The sequence below is a fragment of the Carnobacterium sp. FSL E2-0243 genome, from assembly GCF_038003605.1.
Classification (GTDB): domain Bacteria; phylum Bacillota; class Bacilli; order Lactobacillales; family Carnobacteriaceae; genus Carnobacterium; species Carnobacterium maltaromaticum.
Genome location: NZ_JBBOPM010000001.1, coordinates 1,497,095 through 1,520,233, shown reverse-complemented (window position 1 = coordinate 1,520,233; position 23,139 = coordinate 1,497,095). Strand labels below are relative to the sequence as shown.

The 23,139-nt window shown below is 34.9% G+C and carries 25 protein-coding genes and 1 tRNA gene; 9 read left to right on the top strand and 17 right to left on the bottom strand.

The window, feature by feature from the left end:
• Positions 1-58 precede the first annotated feature (58 nt).
• The 4 genes from MHI00_RS07090 to MHI00_RS07075 all read left to right on the top strand — a co-directional run bounded on the left by MHI00_RS07090 (position 59) and on the right by MHI00_RS07075 (position 3,024).
• On the top strand, positions 59-292 hold the full coding sequence (locus tag MHI00_RS07090; protein ID WP_010053608.1) for a FeoA family protein: 234 nt from the start codon (positions 59-61) through the stop codon (positions 290-292).
• Positions 289-2,292: a ferrous iron transport protein B gene (gene feoB / locus MHI00_RS07085; RefSeq protein WP_015076639.1), complete on the top strand. Its 2,004-nt coding sequence runs from the start codon at positions 289-291 to the stop codon at positions 2,290-2,292. The genes MHI00_RS07090 and feoB overlap by 4 nt, the downstream gene beginning before the upstream one ends.
• A gap of 112 nt (positions 2,293-2,404) precedes the next feature.
• Positions 2,405-2,590, top strand: a complete 186-nt coding sequence (locus tag MHI00_RS07080; RefSeq protein ID WP_010053605.1) for a FeoB-associated Cys-rich membrane protein — start codon at positions 2,405-2,407, stop codon at positions 2,588-2,590.
• Between the two features lie 140 nt (positions 2,591-2,730).
• Positions 2,731-3,024, top strand: a complete 294-nt coding sequence (locus MHI00_RS07075; protein ID WP_010053604.1) for a hypothetical protein — start codon at positions 2,731-2,733, stop codon at positions 3,022-3,024.
• Between the two features lie 94 nt (positions 3,025-3,118).
• On the opposite strand, the gene MHI00_RS07070 is transcribed toward MHI00_RS07075, so the two are convergent.
• The 13 genes from MHI00_RS07070 to MHI00_RS07010 form a co-directional block, all read right to left on the bottom strand.
• Positions 3,119-3,901, bottom strand: coding sequence for an acetyl-CoA carboxylase carboxyl transferase subunit alpha (locus MHI00_RS07070; RefSeq protein ID WP_010053366.1), 783 nt, complete (start codon positions 3,899-3,901; stop codon positions 3,119-3,121).
• Between the two features lie 28 nt (positions 3,902-3,929).
• The gene (gene accD, locus MHI00_RS07065) at positions 3,930-4,781 is read right to left on the bottom strand and encodes an acetyl-CoA carboxylase, carboxyltransferase subunit beta (protein ID WP_010053364.1); all 852 of its coding nucleotides are present in this window, start codon (positions 4,779-4,781) and stop codon (positions 3,930-3,932) included.
• Between the two features lie 33 nt (positions 4,782-4,814).
• Positions 4,815-6,179, bottom strand: coding sequence for an acetyl-CoA carboxylase biotin carboxylase subunit (locus MHI00_RS07060; RefSeq protein WP_010053362.1), 1,365 nt, complete (start codon positions 6,177-6,179; stop codon positions 4,815-4,817).
• A 4-nt stretch (positions 6,180-6,183) separates the two neighbouring features.
• On the bottom strand, positions 6,184-6,615 hold the full coding sequence (fabZ, locus tag MHI00_RS07055) for a 3-hydroxyacyl-ACP dehydratase FabZ (RefSeq protein ID WP_010053359.1): 432 nt from the start codon (positions 6,613-6,615) through the stop codon (positions 6,184-6,186).
• Positions 6,616-6,640: 25 nt separating this feature from the next.
• Entirely contained in the window at positions 6,641-7,111 is a 471-nt protein-coding gene (gene accB / locus MHI00_RS07050; RefSeq protein ID WP_056999499.1) for an acetyl-CoA carboxylase biotin carboxyl carrier protein, read from the bottom strand.
• Entirely contained in the window at positions 7,111-8,355 is a 1,245-nt protein-coding gene (gene fabF, locus MHI00_RS07045; protein ID WP_010053357.1) for a beta-ketoacyl-ACP synthase II, read from the bottom strand. The genes accB and fabF overlap by 1 nt, the downstream gene beginning before the upstream one ends.
• Before the next feature lie 17 nt (positions 8,356-8,372).
• Positions 8,373-9,110 (bottom strand): 3-oxoacyl-[acyl-carrier-protein] reductase, encoded by a 738-nt coding sequence (gene fabG / locus MHI00_RS07040; protein ID WP_010053356.1) that lies wholly within the window; start codon positions 9,108-9,110, stop codon positions 8,373-8,375.
• A 39-nt stretch (positions 9,111-9,149) separates the two neighbouring features.
• Positions 9,150-10,085 (bottom strand): ACP S-malonyltransferase, encoded by a 936-nt coding sequence (fabD, locus tag MHI00_RS07035; protein ID WP_010053355.1) that lies wholly within the window; start codon positions 10,083-10,085, stop codon positions 9,150-9,152.
• Between the two features lie 167 nt (positions 10,086-10,252).
• Positions 10,253-11,206 (bottom strand): enoyl-[acyl-carrier-protein] reductase FabK, encoded by a 954-nt coding sequence (gene fabK, locus MHI00_RS07030; RefSeq protein WP_010053353.1) that lies wholly within the window; start codon positions 11,204-11,206, stop codon positions 10,253-10,255.
• A 24-nt stretch (positions 11,207-11,230) separates the two neighbouring features.
• Positions 11,231-11,461: an acyl carrier protein gene (locus MHI00_RS07025; protein ID WP_010053351.1), complete on the bottom strand. Its 231-nt coding sequence runs from the start codon at positions 11,459-11,461 to the stop codon at positions 11,231-11,233.
• Positions 11,462-11,527: 66 nt separating this feature from the next.
• Positions 11,528-12,505, bottom strand: coding sequence for a beta-ketoacyl-ACP synthase III (locus MHI00_RS07020; protein ID WP_010053349.1), 978 nt, complete (start codon positions 12,503-12,505; stop codon positions 11,528-11,530).
• A gap of 5 nt (positions 12,506-12,510) precedes the next feature.
• The gene (fabT, locus tag MHI00_RS07015) at positions 12,511-12,972 is read right to left on the bottom strand and encodes a fatty acid biosynthesis transcriptional regulator FabT (protein WP_010053347.1); all 462 of its coding nucleotides are present in this window, start codon (positions 12,970-12,972) and stop codon (positions 12,511-12,513) included.
• Between the two features lie 300 nt (positions 12,973-13,272).
• The gene (locus tag MHI00_RS07010) at positions 13,273-13,620 is read right to left on the bottom strand and encodes a DUF2187 domain-containing protein (RefSeq protein WP_010053346.1); all 348 of its coding nucleotides are present in this window, start codon (positions 13,618-13,620) and stop codon (positions 13,273-13,275) included.
• A 362-nt stretch (positions 13,621-13,982) separates the two neighbouring features.
• On the opposite strand from MHI00_RS07010, the gene MHI00_RS07005 reads away from it, so the two are divergent.
• The 4 genes from MHI00_RS07005 to MHI00_RS06990 all read left to right on the top strand — a co-directional run bounded on the left by MHI00_RS07005 (position 13,983) and on the right by MHI00_RS06990 (position 17,872).
• Positions 13,983-14,654 carry a response regulator transcription factor gene (locus tag MHI00_RS07005; protein ID WP_010053345.1) on the top strand — a complete coding sequence of 224 codons (672 nt, stop codon included), beginning with the start codon at positions 13,983-13,985 and terminating at the stop codon, positions 14,652-14,654.
• Complete coding sequence (locus MHI00_RS07000; protein WP_332630698.1) at positions 14,651-16,039, top strand: HAMP domain-containing sensor histidine kinase; 1,389 nt, start codon at positions 14,651-14,653, stop codon at positions 16,037-16,039. The genes MHI00_RS07005 and MHI00_RS07000 overlap by 4 nt, the downstream gene beginning before the upstream one ends.
• Before the next feature lie 70 nt (positions 16,040-16,109).
• A complete protein-coding gene (locus tag MHI00_RS06995; RefSeq protein ID WP_010053343.1) occupies positions 16,110-17,198 on the top strand; it encodes an ABC transporter permease in 1,089 nt (362 codons plus the stop codon).
• Positions 17,198-17,872, top strand: a complete 675-nt coding sequence (locus MHI00_RS06990) for an ABC transporter ATP-binding protein (protein WP_010053342.1) — start codon at positions 17,198-17,200, stop codon at positions 17,870-17,872. The genes MHI00_RS06995 and MHI00_RS06990 overlap by 1 nt, the downstream gene beginning before the upstream one ends.
• A 98-nt stretch (positions 17,873-17,970) precedes the next feature.
• Here MHI00_RS06990 and MHI00_RS06985 read toward each other — a convergent pair whose 3' ends face one another.
• Both MHI00_RS06985 and MHI00_RS06980 read right to left on the bottom strand, forming a co-directional pair.
• Positions 17,971-19,875, bottom strand: a complete 1,905-nt coding sequence (locus MHI00_RS06985) for an endonuclease MutS2 (protein WP_229251356.1) — start codon at positions 19,873-19,875, stop codon at positions 17,971-17,973.
• A gap of 962 nt (positions 19,876-20,837) precedes the next feature.
• Positions 20,838-20,911: transfer RNA gene (locus tag MHI00_RS06980), tRNA-Arg, on the bottom strand.
• Between the two features lie 298 nt (positions 20,912-21,209).
• Between MHI00_RS06980 and MHI00_RS06975 the strand changes: the two genes are divergently transcribed.
• A complete protein-coding gene (locus MHI00_RS06975; protein ID WP_315528033.1) occupies positions 21,210-21,422 on the top strand; it encodes a hypothetical protein in 213 nt (70 codons plus the stop codon).
• A gap of 51 nt (positions 21,423-21,473) precedes the next feature.
• On the opposite strand, the gene MHI00_RS06970 is transcribed toward MHI00_RS06975, so the two are convergent.
• Both MHI00_RS06970 and MHI00_RS06965 read right to left on the bottom strand, forming a co-directional pair.
• Positions 21,474-21,950, bottom strand: coding sequence for a WapI family immunity protein (locus MHI00_RS06970; RefSeq protein WP_010053338.1), 477 nt, complete (start codon positions 21,948-21,950; stop codon positions 21,474-21,476).
• A gap of 210 nt (positions 21,951-22,160) precedes the next feature.
• Positions 22,161-23,054: a helix-turn-helix transcriptional regulator gene (locus tag MHI00_RS06965; protein ID WP_341112255.1), complete on the bottom strand. Its 894-nt coding sequence runs from the start codon at positions 23,052-23,054 to the stop codon at positions 22,161-22,163.
• Positions 23,055-23,139: the final 85 nt, after the last annotated feature.

The window sequence follows — 23,139 nt, the reverse complement described above, 5'->3', positions numbered from 1 at the left end:
ATGAGAATCACTATCAATTAGATAAAAAAGAATACATATTAATCAGAGGAGGACTAAAATGACTTCATTTAGTAAAATTAACTTACATGAATTACTAACCATCAAAGATTTATCACAGCTTGACCAATTAACGAGACGCAGATTAAAAGATGTCGGGATAACTGAAGGATCAATTGTTGAAATTAAGCGTCGCTATCCTTTTGGCGGTCCATGTATGATTGAAAGTGATGGTCAACGCGTAGGAATCCGCAAACACACACTGGACTTCATTTTTGGAGATTTAGTCTTATGAAAATTGCTCTTTTAGGAAATCCAAATACTGGTAAAACAACAGTATTTAACCATCTAACCGATTCTTATGCTTATGTAGGGAACTGGAATGGGGTTACTGTTGAAAAGAAAATCGGAAAAATTCAAAACTCCAAGATAAAAATTGTCGATTTGCCAGGAGTTTATTCATTAAACCCCTTAACTAAAGATGAATCTGTCGCCACTTCTTTTTTACTCAAAGAATCTTTTTCAGAAATACTCAATATTGCTAACGCAGCTCAATTAAAACGAAACCTTTTGCTCACTATCGAACTATTGGAATATGGAAAACCTGTAACCCTCATTCTAAATATGATGGATATTGTCAAAAAGCAAGGGGTAGAGTTAGACCTTAAACTACTCGAACACGCCTTACAAACAAAAGTTTTGGCATCCGATGCGAGAACAAATCAAGGATTACCTGAAGTACGTCAAGAGCTGTTAGAACATGAAAACCAACCATTAAAAAACAACTCTTTTTTTCTTGATTATGGACCAGTTATAGAGGGATTAATCAAAAATGGACAAGATATTTTAAGTCAACACTATCAGTTTAACCCTGAAATTTCTAGGTGGTTTATGATTCAGTTTTTTGCTGGAAATAAAATGATTGACGAATTTATCCACGCAAATAACTTTACTTTGTTAGACAACTTAAAGCAGAAAGCTTCAGAGAAAACAGCATACAAAGATGCTGAGGATGCTATTTATTCTGTCAAACTACTATTTATTGAAGAAACTTTGAATAAAGCAATTACGAAAGAAGCCAATCAAAAAATCACAAAACTAACACAAAGAATTGACAAAATAACAACTCACCCATTTTTAGGGATTCCATTGTTCTTAACTATTTTCTTTTTTATGTTCAAGTTGACCTTTGATTGGGTTGGCGGTCCTCTCTCCGATTTCTTAGATACACTTTTAAGTGGTCCCATTTCAGAAGGGATAGATGGAATCCTAACTTATTTAGGAGTTGCCCCTTTTATTCATTCTTTAATTGTTGATGGATTAATTGCTGGAGTTGGTGGCGTTTTAGTCTTTATTCCACAAATTTTTGTCCTCTTTGCTTGCATTTCGTTTTTAGAAGACTCTGGTTATATGTCACGAGCAGCGCTTGTAATGGATCGTTTAATGGAAAGTGTGGGCTTAAATGGCAAAGCTTTTATTCCTTTATTAATTGGTTTTGGATGTAACGTTCCTGGAATCATGGCTGCTAGGACTATCGAGCAAAATAATGAACGGCTAATCACAACTTTAATTTCACCCTTTATGAGTTGCTCAGCTCGTCTGCCTGTTTACAGTTTGTTTATCGCGGCATTTTTTGATGAACATAGAGCTTTAATTGTCTTATCCTTATACTTACTTGGAATTTTTGTTGCTATTCTTCTTGCGAAAGTTTATTCACTTATTTTTAAAACAAAGGATTCTTCTGTTTTCATTGTTGATTTACCAGAGTATAACCTTCCAAAATTAAATGTCCTATGGCATAGTACTTGGGACAAAGGCAAAGGTTTTGTCAAAAAAGCAGGAACAGTTATTTTTTGTGGGACAGTCATTATTTGGCTGTTAAGTTACACGGGACCTACTGGCATCGCTCCTTCTATTGACACTAGTTTTATGGCTGTCATAGGACATTCATTAGTTCCATTTTTTGCTCCTCTAGGCTTTGCTAGTTGGCAAGCAATTAGTGCTATTATGGCTGGTGTTTTAGCAAAGGAAGTTGTAGGCTCGACAATGATTATTCTTTTTCATGTGAGTGGTGAAACAGCATTAATTAGTGAGTTATCCTCTGTTTTCACTCCACTAGCTGCCTATAGTTTCTTAGTTTTTGTCTTACTTTACATTCCTTGCTTTGCTGTTTTAGGCGCCATAAAAGCAGAAACTGGCTCATATAAATGGGCAGTATATTCTGCTTTTTCAAGTTTAGGGATTGCTTATCTTTTTTCATTTTTAGTCTACCAAATTGGACTTTTATTCAGCTAAATCCTTTGACTAAACTCAGAAAAAATAGAAATTCTCGTCTGAATAAATCAAATAAAATTTTTTATTCGTCTAGCCCTTTTGGACCAACTCTTCGGAAATAGGAGGAATCTATATGTCAATTTTTTCACTATTAGTTACAATTAGCTTAGGAATTTTAATTTTTGGTTGGACATTTTATCAGCTAATCCAACTTTTCAAGAATTCAAAACAGGGTACTTGCAGTGCCTGCAGTAGCGGTTGCGAAGCTAAACAACTTGCCGATGCCGCCAAAAAGAAAAAAGATACTATTAAATTTTGACAAATTTACGAACTTTGTTAACTATTTAACACTTTTTTCTATCGACTTTTCTATTTTTTTTAAATAAATAATGGTACAATTAATAGTGAGTCTAAAACGTTATGACCTATTTCAAGGCTATAACAAGGAGGAAATTGCTGTTGAATCAAGGATATGTAAGAGATCTTTCTAAAGAGGATCAAATAGAGCTACAAACTATTTCAGACTTAATTTTTGTTGAAACAATTGTGAACGGTTTTTATGAATTAAAAACTATTCAAGTCCCTTTACCAGCAGATATTCCATTAGGTCGAATCTACACACGTGAGAAGATTGGGGATTTATTACTTAACGAAAACCACTTTTCAATATTAATAGAAACAAATGATGACAAATATTTATATCAATCCTCAACGGTAAAAATACCATCTTATGTTCTTCGTGATCGTGATTAAAAAACTGGATCATCTCAAATTTAATAGGTTTCTTAAACAAAAAAAGCGAAATCAGAAAGAAAACTCTTTCTGATTTCGCTTTTTGATTATTTCTTTAATATTTTCTAAAACGATTGTAACGATCTTCAATTAACTCTTCTGGAGTAAGTTTATTTAAGGTTTCTAGCGCCTCTATCAGCTGCAACTGCATTTCCTTAGCAATTGTCTCTTGAGCTAACAAAACACCTTCTTTGGTCTCAGGAATCAATAAATCAATAACATCTAACCCTAGTAAGTCACTCGCTGTCAATTTCATAAGTTCTGCTGCTTCTTTAGAGCGTGAAGCATCTTTCCATAAAATTGAAGAGAAACCTTCTGGGGATAAAATGGCATACATCGTATGTTCCATCATCCATACTTGATTTCCTAAAGCCAAAGCCAAAGCTCCCCCACTTCCGCCTTCACCAATGATAATCGAGATAATCGGAACTTTTAATTGACTCATTTCCATCAAGTTACGAGCAATCGCTTCACCCTGTCCTCTTTCTTCTGCCTCAACTCCACAATACGCCCCAGCAGTATTAATAAACGTCACAATAGGACGATTAAATTTTTCAGCTTGTTTCATTAAACGTAATGCTTTACGATAGCCTTCTGGATGAGGGGAACCGAAATTACGCAACATGTTTTCTTCTAAAGTATGGCCTTTTTGAATTCCTATAACCGTTACTGGTTGTGCATTTAAAGTCGCAATACCACCAACAACAGCTTTATCATCACGATAAGAACGATCTCCATGAAACTCAATAAAATCCTTAAAAAGAAAGTTCATATACTCTAATGCCGTTAACCGTGTCGTTTTACGCGACAAGGCGACAATTTCACTCGCATTCTTCAACCTTTTCACCTTCTTTGTTGCAGTCTCTTTAATGTAAACGTAACAATAAGCTTAATGTGTTTCTTAATTCTGGACGAGGAACTATTTTATCAACGAAGCCATGTTCTAGCAATGATTCTGCTTTTTGAAAATCATCTGGCAAAGCTTCATTAATTGTTTGCTCAATAACTCGGCGACCAGCAAAACCAATTAAAGCTTGCGGTTCAGCTAAAATAATATCTCCTTGCATCGCAAAACTAGCCGATACTCCACCAGTTGTTGGATCTGTTAGGACAACAACATACAACAGTCCAGCAGCACTATGTTTAGCAACAGCTCCACTAATTTTGGCCATTTGCATCAAGGATAAGATGCCTTCTTGCATTCGAGCGCCGCCAGATGCTGTAAAAATCAAGACAGGTAATTTTTCTTTTGTTGCTTTTTCAAAAGCTCGAGTGATTTTTTCACCAACAACAGTCCCCATGCTTCCCATAATAAAGCTAGCATCCATTACGCCAATAACTAAAGGTTGTCCATCAATCAATGCCTTACCTGTCACAACAGCTTCATCTAAACCTGTTTTTTGTTGCAAACTAGCTATTTTTTCAGGATATCCAGGAAAATCCATTAAATTTTTATTTTCAATCCCTCGATCCCATTCCTCGAAGCTACCTTCATCAACAGTTAATTGAATCCGTTCTAATGCTCCAATTCTGAAACAATAACCACAACTTGGACAAATTCGCTCTTCCCCTAAATCTTTCGTATAGATGGCTTTTTTACAACTAGGACATTTTTCCCACATACCATCTGGAACTTTAGGGTCATTTTTTTCCTCAGCTTGAATTCTTTGTCGATTTGGATCAATCGGAATATATTCCCGCTTTTTAAAAAGTCTCACTTTATCACCTCTTTAACATCTTTTAAACGTGGATTAGCTATTTTTTAATGTCCACTCAGGCAGATAGGTGTCTTGTAAAAAGTTTGTATCGTACTCACCGTTTACAAAACGCTCGTCTTGTAACAAATCTTCTTGGAAAAATTGATTGGTTACAATACCATCAATAACTAATTCACTTAACGCACGCTTCATTTTTGCAATAGCTTCACTACGATTTTCACCTTTAGTGATAATCTTTGCAATCATAGCATCGTAATAAGGCGGAATTTCATAACCTGCAAACATTGCACTGTCCACACGTAAACCTAATCCACCACTTGGTAGTAATAAATAATCAATTCTACCTGGTGACGGAGCAAAATGGAAAGCTGGATTTTCGGCATTAATACGACATTCAATTGTATGGCCAGTTAAATGAATATCAGATTGCTCTAACGTCATTTTTTTCCCACTGGCAATTAACAGTTGCTCTTTGACAATATCAATCCCTGTCGCCATCTCAGTTACAGGATGCTCGACTTGAATACGCGTATTCATCTCCATAAAATAAAAACCGTTTTGATCCACTAAAAATTCAATGGTCCCAGCATTTTTATAGCCCACATGTTTCGCTGCTCGCACAGCTGTTTCTCCAAGAATTTGTCGTTCTTTATCACTTATAGCAACTGAAGGGGATTCTTCAATAATTTTCTGATTATTTCGTTGTAAAGAACAATCACGTTCTCCCAAGTGTATCACATGACCATAGTTATCCGCTAAAATTTGAACTTCAATATGTCTAGCATGTTGGATAATTCGTTCCATATACATGCGGTCATCGCCAAATGCAGCTCCAGCTTCACTACTAGCACTCAAATAGGCGGCTTCTAATTCTTCAGGCTTCATCACTTTACGAATCCCTTTTCCACCACCACCAGCAGCTGCTTTTAACATAACTGGATAACCGAGTTGATCAGCTATTTCAACCGCCATTTCCACACTTGTAACAAACCCATCACTACCAGGAATAACTGGAACATCTGCTTCAATCATTAATGCTCTGGCATTCGCCTTATTCCCCATCATATCAATAGTTTCTGCATCTGGCCCAATAAAGGTAATATTACATTCCCCACACATAGTTGCAAAAACACTGTTCTCAGATAAAAAGCCAAACCCAGGATGAATCGCCTGGGCTTTAGTAACAACAGCAGCACTTAAAATGCTCTGCATATTTAAATAAGAATCAGTAGCTTTAGCTGGTCCAATACAGATGGCTTCATCTGCCAATTGCATATGAAGGGCATCTTTATCTGCTTCTGAGTAAACCGCGACAGTTCGAATTCCAAGTTCTTTACATGCTCGGATAATTCGAACTGCAATCTCACCACGATTTGCTACTAATATTTTTGTAAACATAGGCTTATCTACCAATGATGAAGGTTAATTCAGCTTCACAAACCTTTTTCCCATCAACATAAGCAACAGCTTTACCAATTCCAGCGTAATCTTTTAATTTAATGATGTCTACATGTAATTTCAAAACATCACCAGGAACAACTTTTTTACGGAATTTAACTTTGTTCATTCCACCTAAGTAAGCTGTTTGTCCTTGGAATTTGTCTAATTTTAATAATGGAATAGATCCTGCTTGCGCTAAACTTTCTAAAATTAAAACACCTGGCATTGTTGGGTTCCCAGGAAAATGCCCTTGGAAAAAGTCTTCATTAATTGTTACATTTTTAGTGGCTACAACATGCTCCCCAGGGATTAATTCATCTACATAATCAATAAAAAAGATTGGGTATCTATTTGGGATTAACTCCATTACTTCTTGTGCTGTTAAAACGCTCATTTCATTTCCTCCTAATAATTCACTTTTAGACGATTCTAAATAGTGGTTGGTTATATTCTACAACTTCTTCATTTTCAATTAAAACTTCAGTAACTGTCCCAGCGACATCGCTAGTAATTTCATTCATTAATTTCATTGCCTCAACGATACATAAAGTTTCGCCTACTTCTACTGTATCACCAACTTTTTTAAAGTTAGGCTTATCAGGGGAAGCCGCTAAATAAACGACTCCAACTATCGGAGCTTTAATTAAATTTCCTTCTTCACTTACCGTAGTTTTCACGACTTCTTCAACTTGTACCTCAGTTGCAGTTTGCGGAACTGCTGATACTGCTGTCGCTTGTTGGGTTTGAGCTTGTGGTGCCGCCATTTCTTTAGGTGCTTGATGTGTGTTTTTACTCATATGCAACACAACATTATCCATTTGTAAATCAAACTCTGTCAATTTAGAGTCATTTACGATGGTTAGTAATTCTTTAACTTCAGCAATATTCATTACGCGTCCTCCCATTTTTTAAAGCAGACAACGGCGTTATGTCCGCCAAAACCTAATGAGTTACTTAAAGCATATTTAGCTTCTGTTGCTGCACGACCTACATTTGGAATGTAATCTAAATCACAGGCTTCATCAACTACTTGATAGCCAATAGTTGGTGGTAAAAATCCATCTTGTAAAGCTTTAACACAAGCAATCCCTTCAATAGCACCAGCTGCGCCAAGCAAATGACCAACCATACTCTTCGTACTAGAAATTGGCACTTGTTTAGCAATTTCTTCGCCCATTGCATATTTGATAGCTGTTGTTTCAGCACTATCATTTGCAGGGGTGCTTGTTCCATGAGCATTAATATAATCTACATCACTTGCAGAAATACCCGCTTCTTTCATGGCTTGAATCATCGCTTTTCCTGCTCCACTACCATCAATAGACGGAGCCGTCATATGACCAGCATCACATGTAGAGCCATAGCCAACAACCTCGCCATAAATTTTAGCGCCACGGTCTAAAGCATGTTGCAGTTCTTCTAAAACTAAAACGCCGGCACCTTCACCCATAACAAATCCATTACGTTCTTTATCAAACGGAACTGAACCACGTGCGGGGTCTGTTGATTTGCTTAAGGCAGTCAACGCTCCAAAACCAGCAATGCCGATTTCACAAATAGTTGCTTCTGTTCCACCTGCTAAGATTACATCTGAGTAACCATGTTTAATTGAACGAAAAGCTTCGCCAATAGAGTTTGTTCCAGATGCACATGCTGTTACAATCGAAGTACATAATCCTTTTGCTCCTACTCGAATCGCAATATTTCCTGCTGCCATATTTCCAATAACCATTGGAACAAAGAATGGTGCAACGCGCTTTGGACCTTTTTCATGCATTTTAATGACTTGTTCTTGAATTGTATTCATTCCACCAATTCCAGAACTAACAATCACGCCAAAGCGATCTACATCTATTTTTTCTGTATCTAATTGACTATCATCCATTGCTTGAACAGCTGCTGCAATCCCATATTGAGAAAACAAATCTGTTCTTTTCGTTTCTTTTCTTGGCATATATAAAGTTGCATCAAAATCTTTCAATTCAGCTGCAAGAGTAATTCCTGTTTCTGAAGCATCAAATCGTTTAATTTCTGCGATTCCGCTCTTACCATTTTTTAAGCTATCCCAATAAGTCTCAACTGTATTTCCTACTGGTGTAACAGCACCCATACCTGTAATAACTACTCGATTCATTTTATAAACTCCTCTCATTATCCATTCATTACCATGCCGCCATCAACATTGATAACTTGGCCTGTAATATAGCTATTTTGACTTAAAAAGACCGCTGCTTTTGCAACATCTTCAACTTGACCAAAACGACTTAATGGAATTTGTTGCTTCATTAAATCTTTATTTTTATCACTTAATTCATCTGTCATATCCGTTTCAATAAACCCTGGTGCAATCGCATTTACGGTAATACCACGGGCTGCTAATTCACGAGCTGCCGATTTAGTTAATCCAATTACGCCCGCTTTACTTGCTGCATAATTAGCTTGTCCAACATTTCCAATCTGACCGACAATACTTGATAGATTAATAATCGATCCACTACGCTGTTTTAACATAATTCCTGTTGCATGACGAATCGTATTAAATGTTCCTTTTAAATTTATATTAAGTGTTGCATCAAAGTCTTCTTCTGACATGCGCATGAGTAATTTATCATTGGTAATCCCAGCATTGTTGACCAAGACATCTACACTCCCAAAGACCTCTTTCGTTTCATCTATTAACTGTTTTGCCATATCAAAATTGCTTACATCACCAAGAATTGTATGACATTTCACGTCAAACCCTTCAATTTCAGCAATTAACTCTTCTGAAATCGGCTTGCGACCATTTAAAACAATATTGGCTCCTTCTTTAGCAAATTCGATAGCAATAGCTTTTCCAATCCCCCGCGAACTACCAGTAACAATCACTGTTTTCCCCTTTAAAGTCATTTGCTCATTCCTTTAATTGTATTTTATTCTTGTTTAAATTTACTCAGCTTTTAATTTTTCTAAGGTTTTTTCAAGAGATTTTTGGTTTTCAACATTTAATACGGTCACTGATCGATCAATTTTTTTAATAAAGCTACTTAATGCTTTACCTGGTCCGACCTCTATAAATGTTGTTACCCCAAGATCATCAATCATTGTTCGAACGCTATCCTCCCATAAAACAGGAGACATCACTTGACGTACCAATAACGGTGCTATCTCAGCTTGATTTCCAATCACCTTTGCTTCAGTATTACTTATAATAGGAAGCTTTGGCTCATGAATGGATACGTTCTCAAGAGCTTTTTCTAACTGTTTAGCAGCAGGTTCTAATAATGCTGTATGAAAAGGACCACTTACTTGTAGTGGAATAACACGTTTAGCACCCTTTTCTGTTAGAATCTCACCTGCACGTTCCACTGCTGCTTTCATTCCAGCAATAACAATTTGACCAGGCATATTATAATTAGCTGGTGTCACAACACCTAGTTGACTAGCCTCTAGACAAGCAGCTTTAACCGTTTCACGATCTAATCCCATAATGGCACTCATTGCACCTGCACCAGACGGAACAGCCTCTGTCATAAATTGTCCACGTTTTTTAACTAATAGAAGAGCTTCTTTAAAATCCAAAACTCCTGCTTTTACCAAAGCACTATATTCACCTAAACTTAAACCTGCAACAACTTCTGGCTCAATACCATGCTCTTTTAAGAGGGTATCAATCGCGACACTAACTGTTAATATAGCAGGTTGTGTATAAGTTGTTTCATTTAATTTGTCATTTTCATTAAAGCATAATGCAGCCATATCGAAGCCTAGTACTTCTGTCGCCTCATCAAACAACTCTCGTACCGTTTGATTCGCTTCATAAAATTCTTGACCCATACCTTGATATTGAGCACCTTGCCCACTGTATACAAAAGCAATCTTCATTGGATTAACTCCTTTTTAAAAGTTAAAAGCTCAATAGATTTGACCACAGAATTAAGTTCCTACTCATTCTTTAATGAAACAAACTATTGCCGCCTAAAACTAAATCCTTATAAAAACAAGCCTTAAAAGGCTCGTTTTATTTCTATTCTATTGCCACCCTGAACTACTTACAAAGCCTGAGCTTTTTCTTTAATTACAGTTTGGTATTCCGTCATCAATTCTAAAATAATATCGCTACAACTCTGCTCTCTACTAACTAATCCAGCAATTTGACCTGACATCATTGAACCATTTTTGATATCCCCTTCAACAACGGCCAAACGTAATGTGCCTTTGCCAAGTTCTTCTAAACGCTCAAAATCAGGTTTATCTTTACTAGTCTCTTCTTTTTCGGCTTGATCATAAATTCGTGTTAATTTATTGCGAATAGTGCGAACTGGATGTCCTGTAATTTGACCAGTAACAGTTGTATCAATATCTCTAGCTTTTAAAACGGCATCTTTAAAGTTTTGATGGATGGTACACTCATGAGCAACTAAGAAACGCGTTCCTAGTTGTACAGCTGAAGCTCCTAGCATAAACGCTGCTGCCATACCACGCCCATCTCCTATACCACCTGCAGCAATCACAGGAATCGAAACAGCATCTACAATTTGAGGAACTAATACCATCGTCGTTAACTTGCCAATATGACCTCCGGCTTCCATTCCTTCAATAATAATTGCATCTGCACCATCTTTTTCCATTCGTTTAGCTAAAGCAACAGAAGCGACTACAGGTATAACTGTAATGCCATGTTCTTTAAAAAGCTTCATATACTTCCCAGGGCTTCCTGCTCCAGTTGTAACAACCTTCACACCCTCTTCACAAACAGCTTTTACAACTGCATCTACATGTGGAGATAAAAGCATAATATTCACACCAAATGGACGATTCGTTTTTTCTTTTGCCTGCCTAATTTGATCGCGAACAACTTCTTCTGGAGCATGTCCTGAGGCAATAATACCTAACCCGCCAGCATTTGAAACAGCACTTGCCAATTCAGCATTTGCTACCCATGCCATCGCTCCTTGAATAATGGGATAGTCAATCCCTAGTTTTTCGCATATATTTGATTGCATGCAGGTTCCCTCTTTCTTCTTGATTTATTTATTTTTTAATTCTGCTTCAACAAAGTTAACAATATCTTGAACTGTATTTAAGCCTTCTTCAGTTTCAATTTTAATATCAAATTCATCTTCAATATCGTTAATGATTTGGAATAAATCTAAACTATCTGCTTCTAAATCCTCACGGAAATTAGTAGTTAATTGTACTTCAGCTTCCTCTTTGTCTAATTGGTCCACGATAATTGCTTGAATTTTTTCGAATGTCATTGTTATTTCCTCCATTATTGGTTTTATTTTTGTTTGATTGCTGCGTTCGAAAACACTGCATTTATTTTATAACTCGATTAAAATGGAACCCCATGTTAGGCCCCCACCAAAACCAGTTAAAATAACTTTTTCATTACTTCCTAAGACTAATTCATTGTTAGAGACTAATTCGTCTAATAAAATTCCGATACTAGCTCCAGAAGTATTGCCGTATTCAGCCATATTTGTTTTAAACTTAGTCATCGGTAACTTCAGCTTTTTAGCAATAGCTTCAACAATCCGATAATTTGCTTGATGCGGAAGAATATAATCAATATCTTCCAACTCTAATCCAGCATTTTCAACAACTTGACGAACACTTTTTGGAACACTACGTATGGCAAAATCAAAAATACCTCGCCCATCCATTTTCAAGTAGTACCCGTTTGTTTCTTCTGTTTTATGGTAAGGATTATTGACAGCCATCGAACCTGCTGTTAAAGATAAAGCACGACCGCCATCTGCATGAAGATCTTCGGCAATAAAAGTATTTTTTTCAGAATTTGCTTCTAATAATACCCCGCCTGCTCCATCTCCAAAAAGAACCGCTGTGCTTCGATCTGTCCAATCAATAACTTTTGACATAACTTCACCGCCTATTACTAAAGCATAATGAAATTTGCCACTAGCCATCATTTTTTCAGCCACCGACAGTGCATACACAAAACCTGAACAAGCTGCATTTAAATCAAAAGCCATCGCTTTATTTGCACCGATGTATTCTTGAACTAAACAAGCTGTTGATGGGCTTAAATAATCGGGTGTCATGGTTGCTACAATAATCAAATCAATTTCAGACGCTTCAACATCCGCCTTATCTAACATCGCTTTAGCAGCCTTGCCACATAAAACAGAAGTGTTCTCACCTTCAGCTAAATGCCGATGATGAATCCCAGTTCGTGTCTTAATCCATTCGTCATTTGTTTCCATAAAACTTTCCAACATTTCATTGGAAACTTGTTTTTTTGGAACGTAACTCCCAGTACTAACAATTTTTGTTCCCATAGAGTTCAGCCCTGTTCTTTCAATTTTTTTTGTGTTTTATCTAAGAAACCATGTAAGTTTCGCAAACCTTTAATTAAAATATCAATCTCTTCAGGTTGCATATCCTCAATTGTTTCTTTTACCATTTCCTTATGAAATTTATCGTGTAGTCGAAATAATAAGCGACCACGTTTGGTTAAACCTAATTTCACAACTCGTCGATCATCTTCGCTTCGAATTCTTTCTACATAGCCCTTTCGGACTAAATTATTGACTGCAACAGTTAATGTACCCACAGTAATTTGAAGTTTCTTAGCGACTTCTGAAGTCGTACGTCTCTGATACATGCCGATTGCTTCAACTGTATGCATTTCTTTAATTGAAACATCTTCAAAACTACTATTTTGCAAAGCTGTTTCTTCAATTGTCAGAATTTCATTAAACACATCGACTAAATAATCGTTAATCGTTTCAAATGAGTTTGGCAACACCAACTCCTCCCTTTCGATTCATTTATCAACTCTTTCCAAACTTACTTTGAAGTTCAAATTGTTTGACCATCAAACTATATTATTTTTTTGCTAAACTGTCAAGTAAGTTTTTACAAAATTAGTGAAAAAACTTCTAAAAACCCCATGAAATCTGGATTTATAAAACTTAAAAATATTTTGAACATCAAAGTATTTAATCCGATTAAGATAAAAAAAATCAACTTCAGAAGAAATTTCTGAGTTGATTTTTGAATTATTCTGTATCCATTCAATTAAAAGCATAAAGATAGTAACTTGTTATGATACGACATTTAAATTAGTGACTTCAATGATATCTTTGAAATTGACAATTGTTTTATCTTCACAAACATCTTTCATAATAGATGAAGATTGTTCCCAGAAAATTTCGACTACAGCACTATTTGTTAACAGTTTTTGAATCACTCCAGCCATTTTTTCATCACGAAATGTAAAGCGAATTTCATCTCCTACATCTGGTCTAAATGACTCTTTTACTTCGTCAATAATCACTAAAGCCTCATCGTAATTAACACCTAAAAGCGTTGCAATTCTTGACTTGCTAGCACCTTTTCGAAGCTCAATCTCAACAACTGACTGAATCTCATCGGTTATTTTAAATCCCACACAAATCCCCTCATTTCTTTGGTTCTTAAAAACGTAAAATCAAAATCACCATAACGTTCAATATCCTATTATAACATATTTTCATCCTTAATTGTTACATTTATCTTTTATTTTTTAATTCACTCTTTTTTATTCAATAAAATTATGCTAAAATAATCGATTAAAGATTTTAATTTACTTATCAGCGAATAACCTTGCTGACTTCAAACAAAAATCTTCCTTTTCTGATAAACTAGTATTAAGAAGACATACTTTTTAATCGATTTAAACTATAGTTAATCACTTAGAATAAAAATCACTCATTTAAAACGTTACAAGGATCATAGACATTATGATGATTAAATTTAAAAGGATGGAATTTTATGAAGACAATTTTAGTTGCCGATGACGATCAACTTATCAAAAATATGGTTCACTTTTTTTTAACTTCAGAGGGATTTAACGTATTGACGGCTAGTGATGGAGACGAAGCTTTAGAAATAATCACAAAAAATCAGATTGATTTAGCTATCCTTGACGTTATGATGCCAGGGAAAACAGGCTATCAAGTTTGCCAACAGATTCGAGAAAATTCTTCTATTCCAGTTATTTTACTAACTGCTAGAGGTGAAATGGTGGACAAAGAAGCCGGATTCCAAGCGGGAACTGATGACTATATTACGAAACCTTTCGAATTAAAGGAATTGCTTTTCAGAGTTAACGCACTCTTACGACGTTCTCAAACCCCAAATGAAACAGTCATTCAGATTGGGCAATTAAAAATCGATTCACAAAACTACTTGGTTACATTAGGAAAAAAAGAACTTTACTTACCATTAAAAGAATTTGAAGTCCTGCATAAATTAGCTTCTTATCCAAAAAAAACATTTACTCGTGACCAACTAATTGACTCCATTTGGGGATTCGATTATGAAGGTAATGACCGAACTGTTGACGTTCATATTAAGCGCCTAAGAGAACATTTAACACCAGAATCTGGTGTTAAAATTTCAACAATTAGAGGACTAGGTTATCGACTTGAGGTGCAACTATGAAAACATTATATAAAAAAATTGTAGGTGCAACTTTTTTAGTATTAGTTTGCAGTTTTTTTCTGGCTTTCTTACTTTCAAATCTGTACTATCAAACTCATTTAAAACCCATTAATGACAGCAAAGTGACAAAAATAGCGGAAGAAATGCGGGATTACTTCGCTAAGAATACAGAACTTGATTTAACCTCGTACTTAACTCATATTACTTCATTAGGGTATGAAGTGTATCAAGTTTCAGAAAATGGAGAAGAAACTGCTTATGGAGATTCTTTTAGAAAAACCTCTTTACCCCAAGAATCGATTGATTTAGTTCGTTCTGGAGAAATTTATCATGGAATTGCTAATTTTCCACAAAACATTTTAATCACGGGCTTTTTTGATAACGACTTAAGAAATACAATTGGAGTACCTATCAAAACAGCTAATTCAACAGAAGCTATTTTTATTCGACCTGACCCTACTCAGCAATTTGGTGAGTTACGCATTTACTTTGCACTACTTTTATTGCTAACCGTTTTAATCGGATTTTGTTTTATTTTTTTAAGCAGTTCTTTTATAGTTAAGCCCATCAAAAAATTAACAGAATCAACTAAACAACTAATTAGTGGGCAATTCACTGAAATTAACTCGACTAGTAGGCAAGATGAAATTGGTCAGTTAACAAATTCTTTTGCAACAATGGCCACTGAAATTAATAAATCTGAAAAAGCTCGACAAGAATTTGTCGCAAACGTCTCTCATGAAATTCAATCACCTTTAACGACTATTCAAGGGTATACAAGTATCTTAAAGACCAATCAGCATAGCTTGGAAGAAAATTTTAATTACTTGACAATCATTGAAAGCGAGACTGCGCGCTTGTCTGATCTAACCAAACAATTATTAGCCCTGTCCTATTTAGACAACGAGAATCAATTGGTTCAAAAAAAATCAGTTGATATTGCTGCTCAAATCCGGCATTATATTCAATTTACTCAATGGAACTGGCAAGAAAAAAACATTTATTTATCGGTCGAATTAATCCCAGCTTTTATTAATGGAAATGAAAATTTTTTATACCAAATTTGGCAAAACCTCATCAACAACGCTTTAAATTATACGCCTGAATACGGAGAAATCCAGATTAAAATCGAAGATACCACTGAAAATTTCAGAATAACTATTTTTAATAGCGGTCCTACTATCCCTGACTCTGATATAGACCACTTATTTGAACGATTCTACCAAGTAGATAAAAACCGAACTCGACAGAATGGAACCAGTGGTTTAGGTCTAGCAATTACAGAAAAGATTGTTCACTTACACAATGGAACTATTTCTGTACTCAACAAAACGCATCCTAAAGGTGTTTTATTTAGTGTCCAATTGCCAAAAGCTCATTTGTAAACTTGTGTTCATATTCAGTTCATACTTCCATTATAAGATAGTGCTATCAAAGAAATGGAGTGTGAACACAATGTTTTTAGCTTGGCGAGAAATAAAACACACAAAAGTACGCTATGCCTTAATCGGTTTCATTATGATTCTCATTATTTGGCTTGTACTATTCGTAACAGGTCTGGCAAATGGTTTGGCTAGTGATAATGCTTCGGCAATTAAAGAGAGTCCAGCTTCCTATTATGTTTTGGAAAAAGGTGCTGATAATCGATTTGCTCGTTCGACAGTTACATCTGATGAATGGCAAATGATTCAGCAAAAATTAAAGGCTGATGCAACTCCACTCAGCATCCAAATGAGTACGATTAGTAACTCAAAAGGAGAAGAAAAAACAGATATTTCTTATTTCCTTTTAGAACCAAGTAGTTTCCAAGAACCTCAACTAAGTTCTGGAAAATTTCAAAAAACAGATCCTAAAAAAGTTATTGTTGATGAAAAATTGCAACGAAATGGGTATAAAATCGGTGACTCAATTAAAGATACCGTGAGTGAAACTGTTTTTACTATCAGTGGCTTCACTAAAAATCAAACCTATAGCCATACAGGTGTAGTTTTCTTATCTCCTGAACAATGGAAATCAATTAAACAGCCGCAAAAAACTGATGCGATTACGTATAATGCAATTGCCTTAGATATTTCTAAAAGTAAAGCAGAAACTTTATCCTTTAAAGGTCTAGATGTCGTCCCACAAAATGATATTGTTCAAAATATTCCAGGATATTCGGAAGAACAAGGTTCTTTAACCATGATGATTGCCTTTTTATACATTATTGCAGCCTTTGTTTTAACTGTTTTCTTTTATGTAATTACTCTTCAAAAAATGGACCAATTTGGTATGTTAAAAGCAATTGGAGCAAAAACAAGCTATTTAGGTAGAAGTTTATTTATGCAAATTACCCTGATTTCTATTTTCAGTCTTTTAATTGGGAATGGACTAACTTATGGTACAGCAGCAATCTTACCTGCTAGCATGCCTTTTAAATTAACTGGCACGACTGCCCTTCTTTCTTCGATTCTTTTCCTAGCAGTCGCTTTAATTGGTGCCTTATTATCTCTCTATAAAGTGGCAAAAGTCGATGCTATTGAAGCGATTGGAGGAACAAACTAATGACAGCTAAACTTATTTTAGAAGATGTATCAAAATATTATCAAGACGGCTCTGAACAAATCGAAGTCCTTAAAAATCTTTCCTTAAGCGTGGCAGAAGGAGAATTCGTTGCGATAGTTGGACCAAGTGGTGCTGGTAAAAGTACATTCCTATCAATTGCTGGCGCCTTACTTTCCCCTTCTTCTGGAAATATCCAGATTGGTGGAACGAGCCTAAACTCTTTATCTCAAAAAAAATGGACACAATTGCGCTTAGAAAAAATTGGCTTTATTTTCCAGAGTGGCAATTTAATTCCTTATTTAAATGTCCTAGATCAACTCTTATTGATTCCAGAACTAAATGGTACAAAAAAACAGAATCGCCAAAAAGCATTGGACTTATTGGAAGATTTGGGATTGTCTCATCGCTTAACCCAATATCCTGAAAAATTATCAGGTGGGGAGCGACAACGAGTTGCGATTGCTCGAGCATTAATGAATGAACCTGATATTATTTTAGCAGACGAACCAACAGCGAGCCTTGATTCTGAGCGAGGCTATCAAGTTGTAAAAATGATTGCTGCTGAAGTCCATAAAAAGAATAAAGCTGCTGTCATGGTTACTCATGATGAACGTGTCTTAGATCTAGTTGACCGTGTCTTACGAATTGAAGATGGTCGGTTATATACAGTTTAAAAGTAGCTTATTTTTAAGCTTAATAAAAAAAGTGAGACTAAAGAGAAAATTCTTTAGCCTCACTTTTTTCTATTTTTTAGTATAAAATTTACCGAATCTTACCTATCCTGTTGTTTTATCTCACGATGAATTTTTTTCAACGCTTTTTTAGATCCCCTATTGATGTCATGATCTAGCTTACGCTCTGTATAGCTCGTAAATAAGGTAGATAAATCATAATCAGGCGGATACAAATCAGTAGCTAAAACTTCTAATTTCAACCGCTTAGGAACTACTTCATGATAGTCATTTCTATAAAAAACAGTCACCGTTTCCCGCAATGGATTATCTTCAAAAACTAAACCATTCTCATTATAGTCTAAAAGCAAGACACGATCGCCTTTTTTTAATAATGAGACACTTTCTGCTCTCTCTGTTTGACTATCGATCATCGTTTTATTTTTTGGAATTGAAGCTTTTGTTAAAGAGTAATCTTTATCCTCCATATATCGTTGTGCTTGTTGAATGACATGCTCTTTTAAATTCATTTTTTTAGCAATCCACAAGGCATTACTTTCACCTGATTCCCCCATTAATAATTGATACAATGGTGTTAAGGTCGCTTGATCGAATGCCATTGCAGCATTAATAAAATCTGGATGTATTTCTGAGTAACGCTTAATTTCGCCATAATGAGTGGTTGCCACGACGATATTTCCGCGCTGATAAAACTCCTCTAATATAGCTATCGCTAAAGCTGCCCCTTCATTGGGTTCAGTACCACTACCGATTTCATCAAATAGAACTAAACTATTTCGGGGTGCTACTTGCATAATATCGGCTATATTTTGAATATGTGAAGAAAAGGTACTTAAAGCATTTTCTAAACTTTGACTATCTCCAATATCAACAAATATACCTTCAAATAAACCCATCTCTGTTCCTTCATCAGCTGGTAATTGAATACCTAACAAAGTCATTAAAGCTAACAAACCAACGGTCTTTAACACAACCGTTTTACCTCCTGCATTGGGCCCGGTAATAATTAATCCACGATAGTCTTCACCAACTGTAAAATTTAACGGCACAGCGTTTGCTTCTATTAAAGGGTGTACCGCATTCACTAAATGAATGTAACCTCTTTGATTTAATTTAGGTGTCACACCTTGAATTAGCCGACTATATTTCCCACGAGCAAAAATCATATCATATTCTGCGATGGTCTCTAAATTTAATTGAATAGGAACTAAATTTTCCAAAATTAAACCAGATAGTGTTGCAAGTATTTGATAAATTTCCGTACTTTCTTCAACCTTTAGCATTGCCAATTCATCATTTAATTTGGTAACTGCAGTTGGCTCAATAAAGACAGTTGTACCTTTCGAAGAAGTTTCAATAATTGTGCCAGCAACTTGATTTTTATAAGCAGCCTTTATTGGAATTGTAAATCGTTCATTTTTCTTGCTTACAAAAAATTCTTGAATTTGTTTTTGGTTGTCTTTATTTTTAAGAAATTTACTTAAACGCTCCTCTATTTTACTTTCCTTCTCAGCAATTAACCTCCGAATGCGTCTTAACTCTTTACTAGCTTCATCAGCTACTTGCCCATTTTTAATCGAAAAATAGATTTCATCTTCAATTTCAGTGAACTCAGTGATAGATCTTGCGTACATTGTTAATGTCGGGGCTAATGATTCATGTTTTTCCATGAAGCGTCGAATCATGCGACCACTGCGTAAGAAATCAGCTACGTCAATTAGACTACTAGCCTCTAAGAGCAAACCCTTTTCTAACTGCTCCATAAAAACATCAATGCTTGATAGTCCCATAAATGGCATCGTCAACTTAGCATCTAATAACGCCCGCGCTTCTTCAGTTTCGTTATACCTAGTTGTAACAACCACTGGTTTAGCATTAAGCTGTAATTTTTTAAAGCGTTTCTTTCCTAATGAACTGACACAATGTCGTTCTATTTGTTCTTTCACTTGGTTAAATTGAATTTTTTCAATTGTTGTTAAATTCATCTTCTCTTCTCCTCGTTTTTAGAAATCACGAAGATACCCATAGTTAGTTAATGGACAATCACTTTATTTTATTGAACGTTTATGCAACAAAAAAAGCCGTGGAAACCCACAGCTTTAGTAATTCACTCTATATTAATCAAACAAATTTGCTGATTAGAAAGTGGCTTTTACATAAAGTAAGACAGGTATCTTCATAGGTAACCTAAATAAACCAATTCTTCCTCAGAATTTTTTAGTCTATTTAGCTTATTTAATTCAGCCTATTTAGATACGACTCCACTCACAAAAAGCACCTCAATTTAATATAATCGTCCATTTAACATTACTTCATTTAAATTATACAATTTTTTCCAAACTACGTCAAATCACACTAATTTAGATAACTAAAAAATAAACCTAAAAAAATAGAGGGATGACTTTTAACTCAGGCAAACTAAATTATCAATTTTCACCAAACCCACACAATGAACCTTGCTATAATAAAAACTAAGCTAAATTTTATAAGCAAGCTGCTGCACAAGAAGCTTTTTTCTATTCTAATTTGTCTCCTTCTTCGCCTAAATAAGAAAACAGGAAAAATATTCGGTATGAACTACTGATTGGGCTATCACTTTTGATGCTTTAAGACTTGCTAACGCCTAAGTCTTGCTATTTCTAACAAACCCCGCCTTGAATACTCAGATAGCACTACAATATCCAAGGGAGCTACTCTCAGGCATTGAAAGAACTAGTTCATAATGAAATGGAGCAGATTATGCAAGAGCTGTATAAATAATATTTTTTTATTCAGTCTCATATTTTACTTTTAACTTTTTATGGTCATGTATAGAAAATAGGTACAACTCATAACATTTTGCATTGCACCTGTTTTAATACTAGCTTAAGTACAACAAAAAAACTCCCAACTCCTTGTTATAAAAGGAATTGGAAGCAAATTCGATATTTATGCATTTTTAAGATTACGTCTCAAGAGAGATTCGAACTCCCGACCGTCCGCTTAGAAGGCGGATGCTCTATCCAGCTGAGCTATTGAGACTAGTTATAACGACAAGATTTATTATAGACAAAATTGAATAAAAAGTCAATACTATTTACTAAATTAATCTACTTCTCATAATCATTCACCGAAAACTTCATTTAAACAAATAGCCTAAAAGCTACACAATGCAGAAAAAACCAGCCAATCCGGTAAATCTATTGAAAATTAGACATACTACCAACTGTTAAAATTCCTTATTTTTTCTCGTTTTGCATAATTATTAGACATAGTCTTTTAAACTATCCTATGGTATTATCTTATTATTAACGAATTTACTTAAAAGAGAGCTGATACTATGTACTACCTTTACGCTAACCTAATTGGCGAATGGACATGTCTTAACTTAGATCCTAATGCACGCATTGATGGAATACATCCAGATTTATGGTTAAAACAACATCCTGATTTTCTTTTTGATACACCATTTGTAGAAATTTTTTACGCCAGTGTCCATTATCAAATTCATACTTCACAAATCCAAACCTTTAAAATGTCGACAAACAAATAAAACACGCAGCCCCTATCATTACTAGATAGAGGCTATTCTCAGCATACCACTTTAGCCTTCCTTAATTAGAATCTCTTTTAATTCGTGCTTTATTTCAGCGATAAAGCTCTTCAGATCAGTAACCTCAACTGCAAACCGATATCCTTGATCATATCCTTTAGTCTCTGATTGAGAAAGTACATCCATATTAAACCAAAATTCAACTTCCACTAAATCAGCTTCCAAAGGATCGATAAAAATCATCCCAAAATAAGCTTGAGAAGAATAAAATTCAATTTCTTCAAATGTATTGACAGCTTCTTTGGTACCTAAATTTTTCTCAAGCTCCCCAATCAAACGATTAATTTCATATAAAGTAAAGACAGCTCCTCTTTTAGCTTCATACTCATAACAATCTCCGGCTACATCTAACTTTAACGCAAAAGGAATCCACGACTCATGACTACTTTCTTTTATTTCTAAGAATTTATTATTTAGCAACTTCAGCGATAGTTGGATATTTTTGTCGGTATTTTTAATTAATGCCATAGAATTCCACCTCAAACTTTATTCGTATTTATCTATATATGCTTCTTTAAGATACTCTATTATTCAGTACTTTTCAATTCATTTATAAAAATCATTAGATGGATTCAAATCATTTTCTATGTAAGGCTCTCCCCTTTAACAAATAAAAAAGGGTTTTAGTCAGCTACAGCCCACTAAAACCCTCTTACTTAACCACCCTAACGCTATCAACTATATAAGTGCATCGAAAACGATTTTGTGCTTTTCCAATTCTTCATCCACTGCATCAAGTACGTGTTGATTATTGTCCACATACGCTAAAGCCTTGGCAATAAAATAATTTTTTGAACTATTTACCCTATCACCAAGCTCAAATAAATTATATCCTAACAAAAAATACAAGGCACTCAAATGGTAACGCGAATCTAAATTAATTAAAATCGATAATGCCTCTAAACACAAATCAACAGCTTTTTTATACTCCTTTTTATCTGAGTAATGTTTAGCTGTATTAAAAGCAATTTTCCCCATCTCTTTTTGCTCAGATAAAACCTCTGTCTCAAATTTTTTCATATGCTCCAATGATTTCATAAAGTAAAATTCAGCTTTATCCATTTCCCCTTTAAAAGTATAAGCAATACCCAACCCATTTAATGCTAGTACATCTTCAATTGTTTCCGTTTTAGCTTCATTCTCAGTATTTAATGTACGACTAAAATTAAATATCGCTTCATCAGGTTTCTCCAAATGAATAACTTGAGTTAAACCTAAAAAATAGTAATATTTTTTTTGGAAACAAATAGTAATCAACTGTTCTTCTGCAATCTCCTCCATCAGCAAAATGTATGCCTCCCGATGTCTATGATTGCCACATAGCCATTGCAATTGATCGAAATTAGCCGTTAAATTCTTAACTTCTTCTGTATCAATAGGTTCACCATATAAATCTTGTAAAGCAATTTCTAATTTATCACAAATTTTTATTAGAATTTCCATTGATGGATTTTGTTTATTATTTTCAATATTACTTAATGTTACATTTGAACAAATTCCTTTAGCAAACTCTTTTTGTCGCATTTCTTTTTGAATACGTAACGCTTTGATTTTCCCCCCGATATTTCCCATCAATTCACTCCTTTTCCTTTAAGTCCAACACTAATTACTTCTCACTATTTTTAGCACGAATGGTAATTAAAATTTATTATAGCAT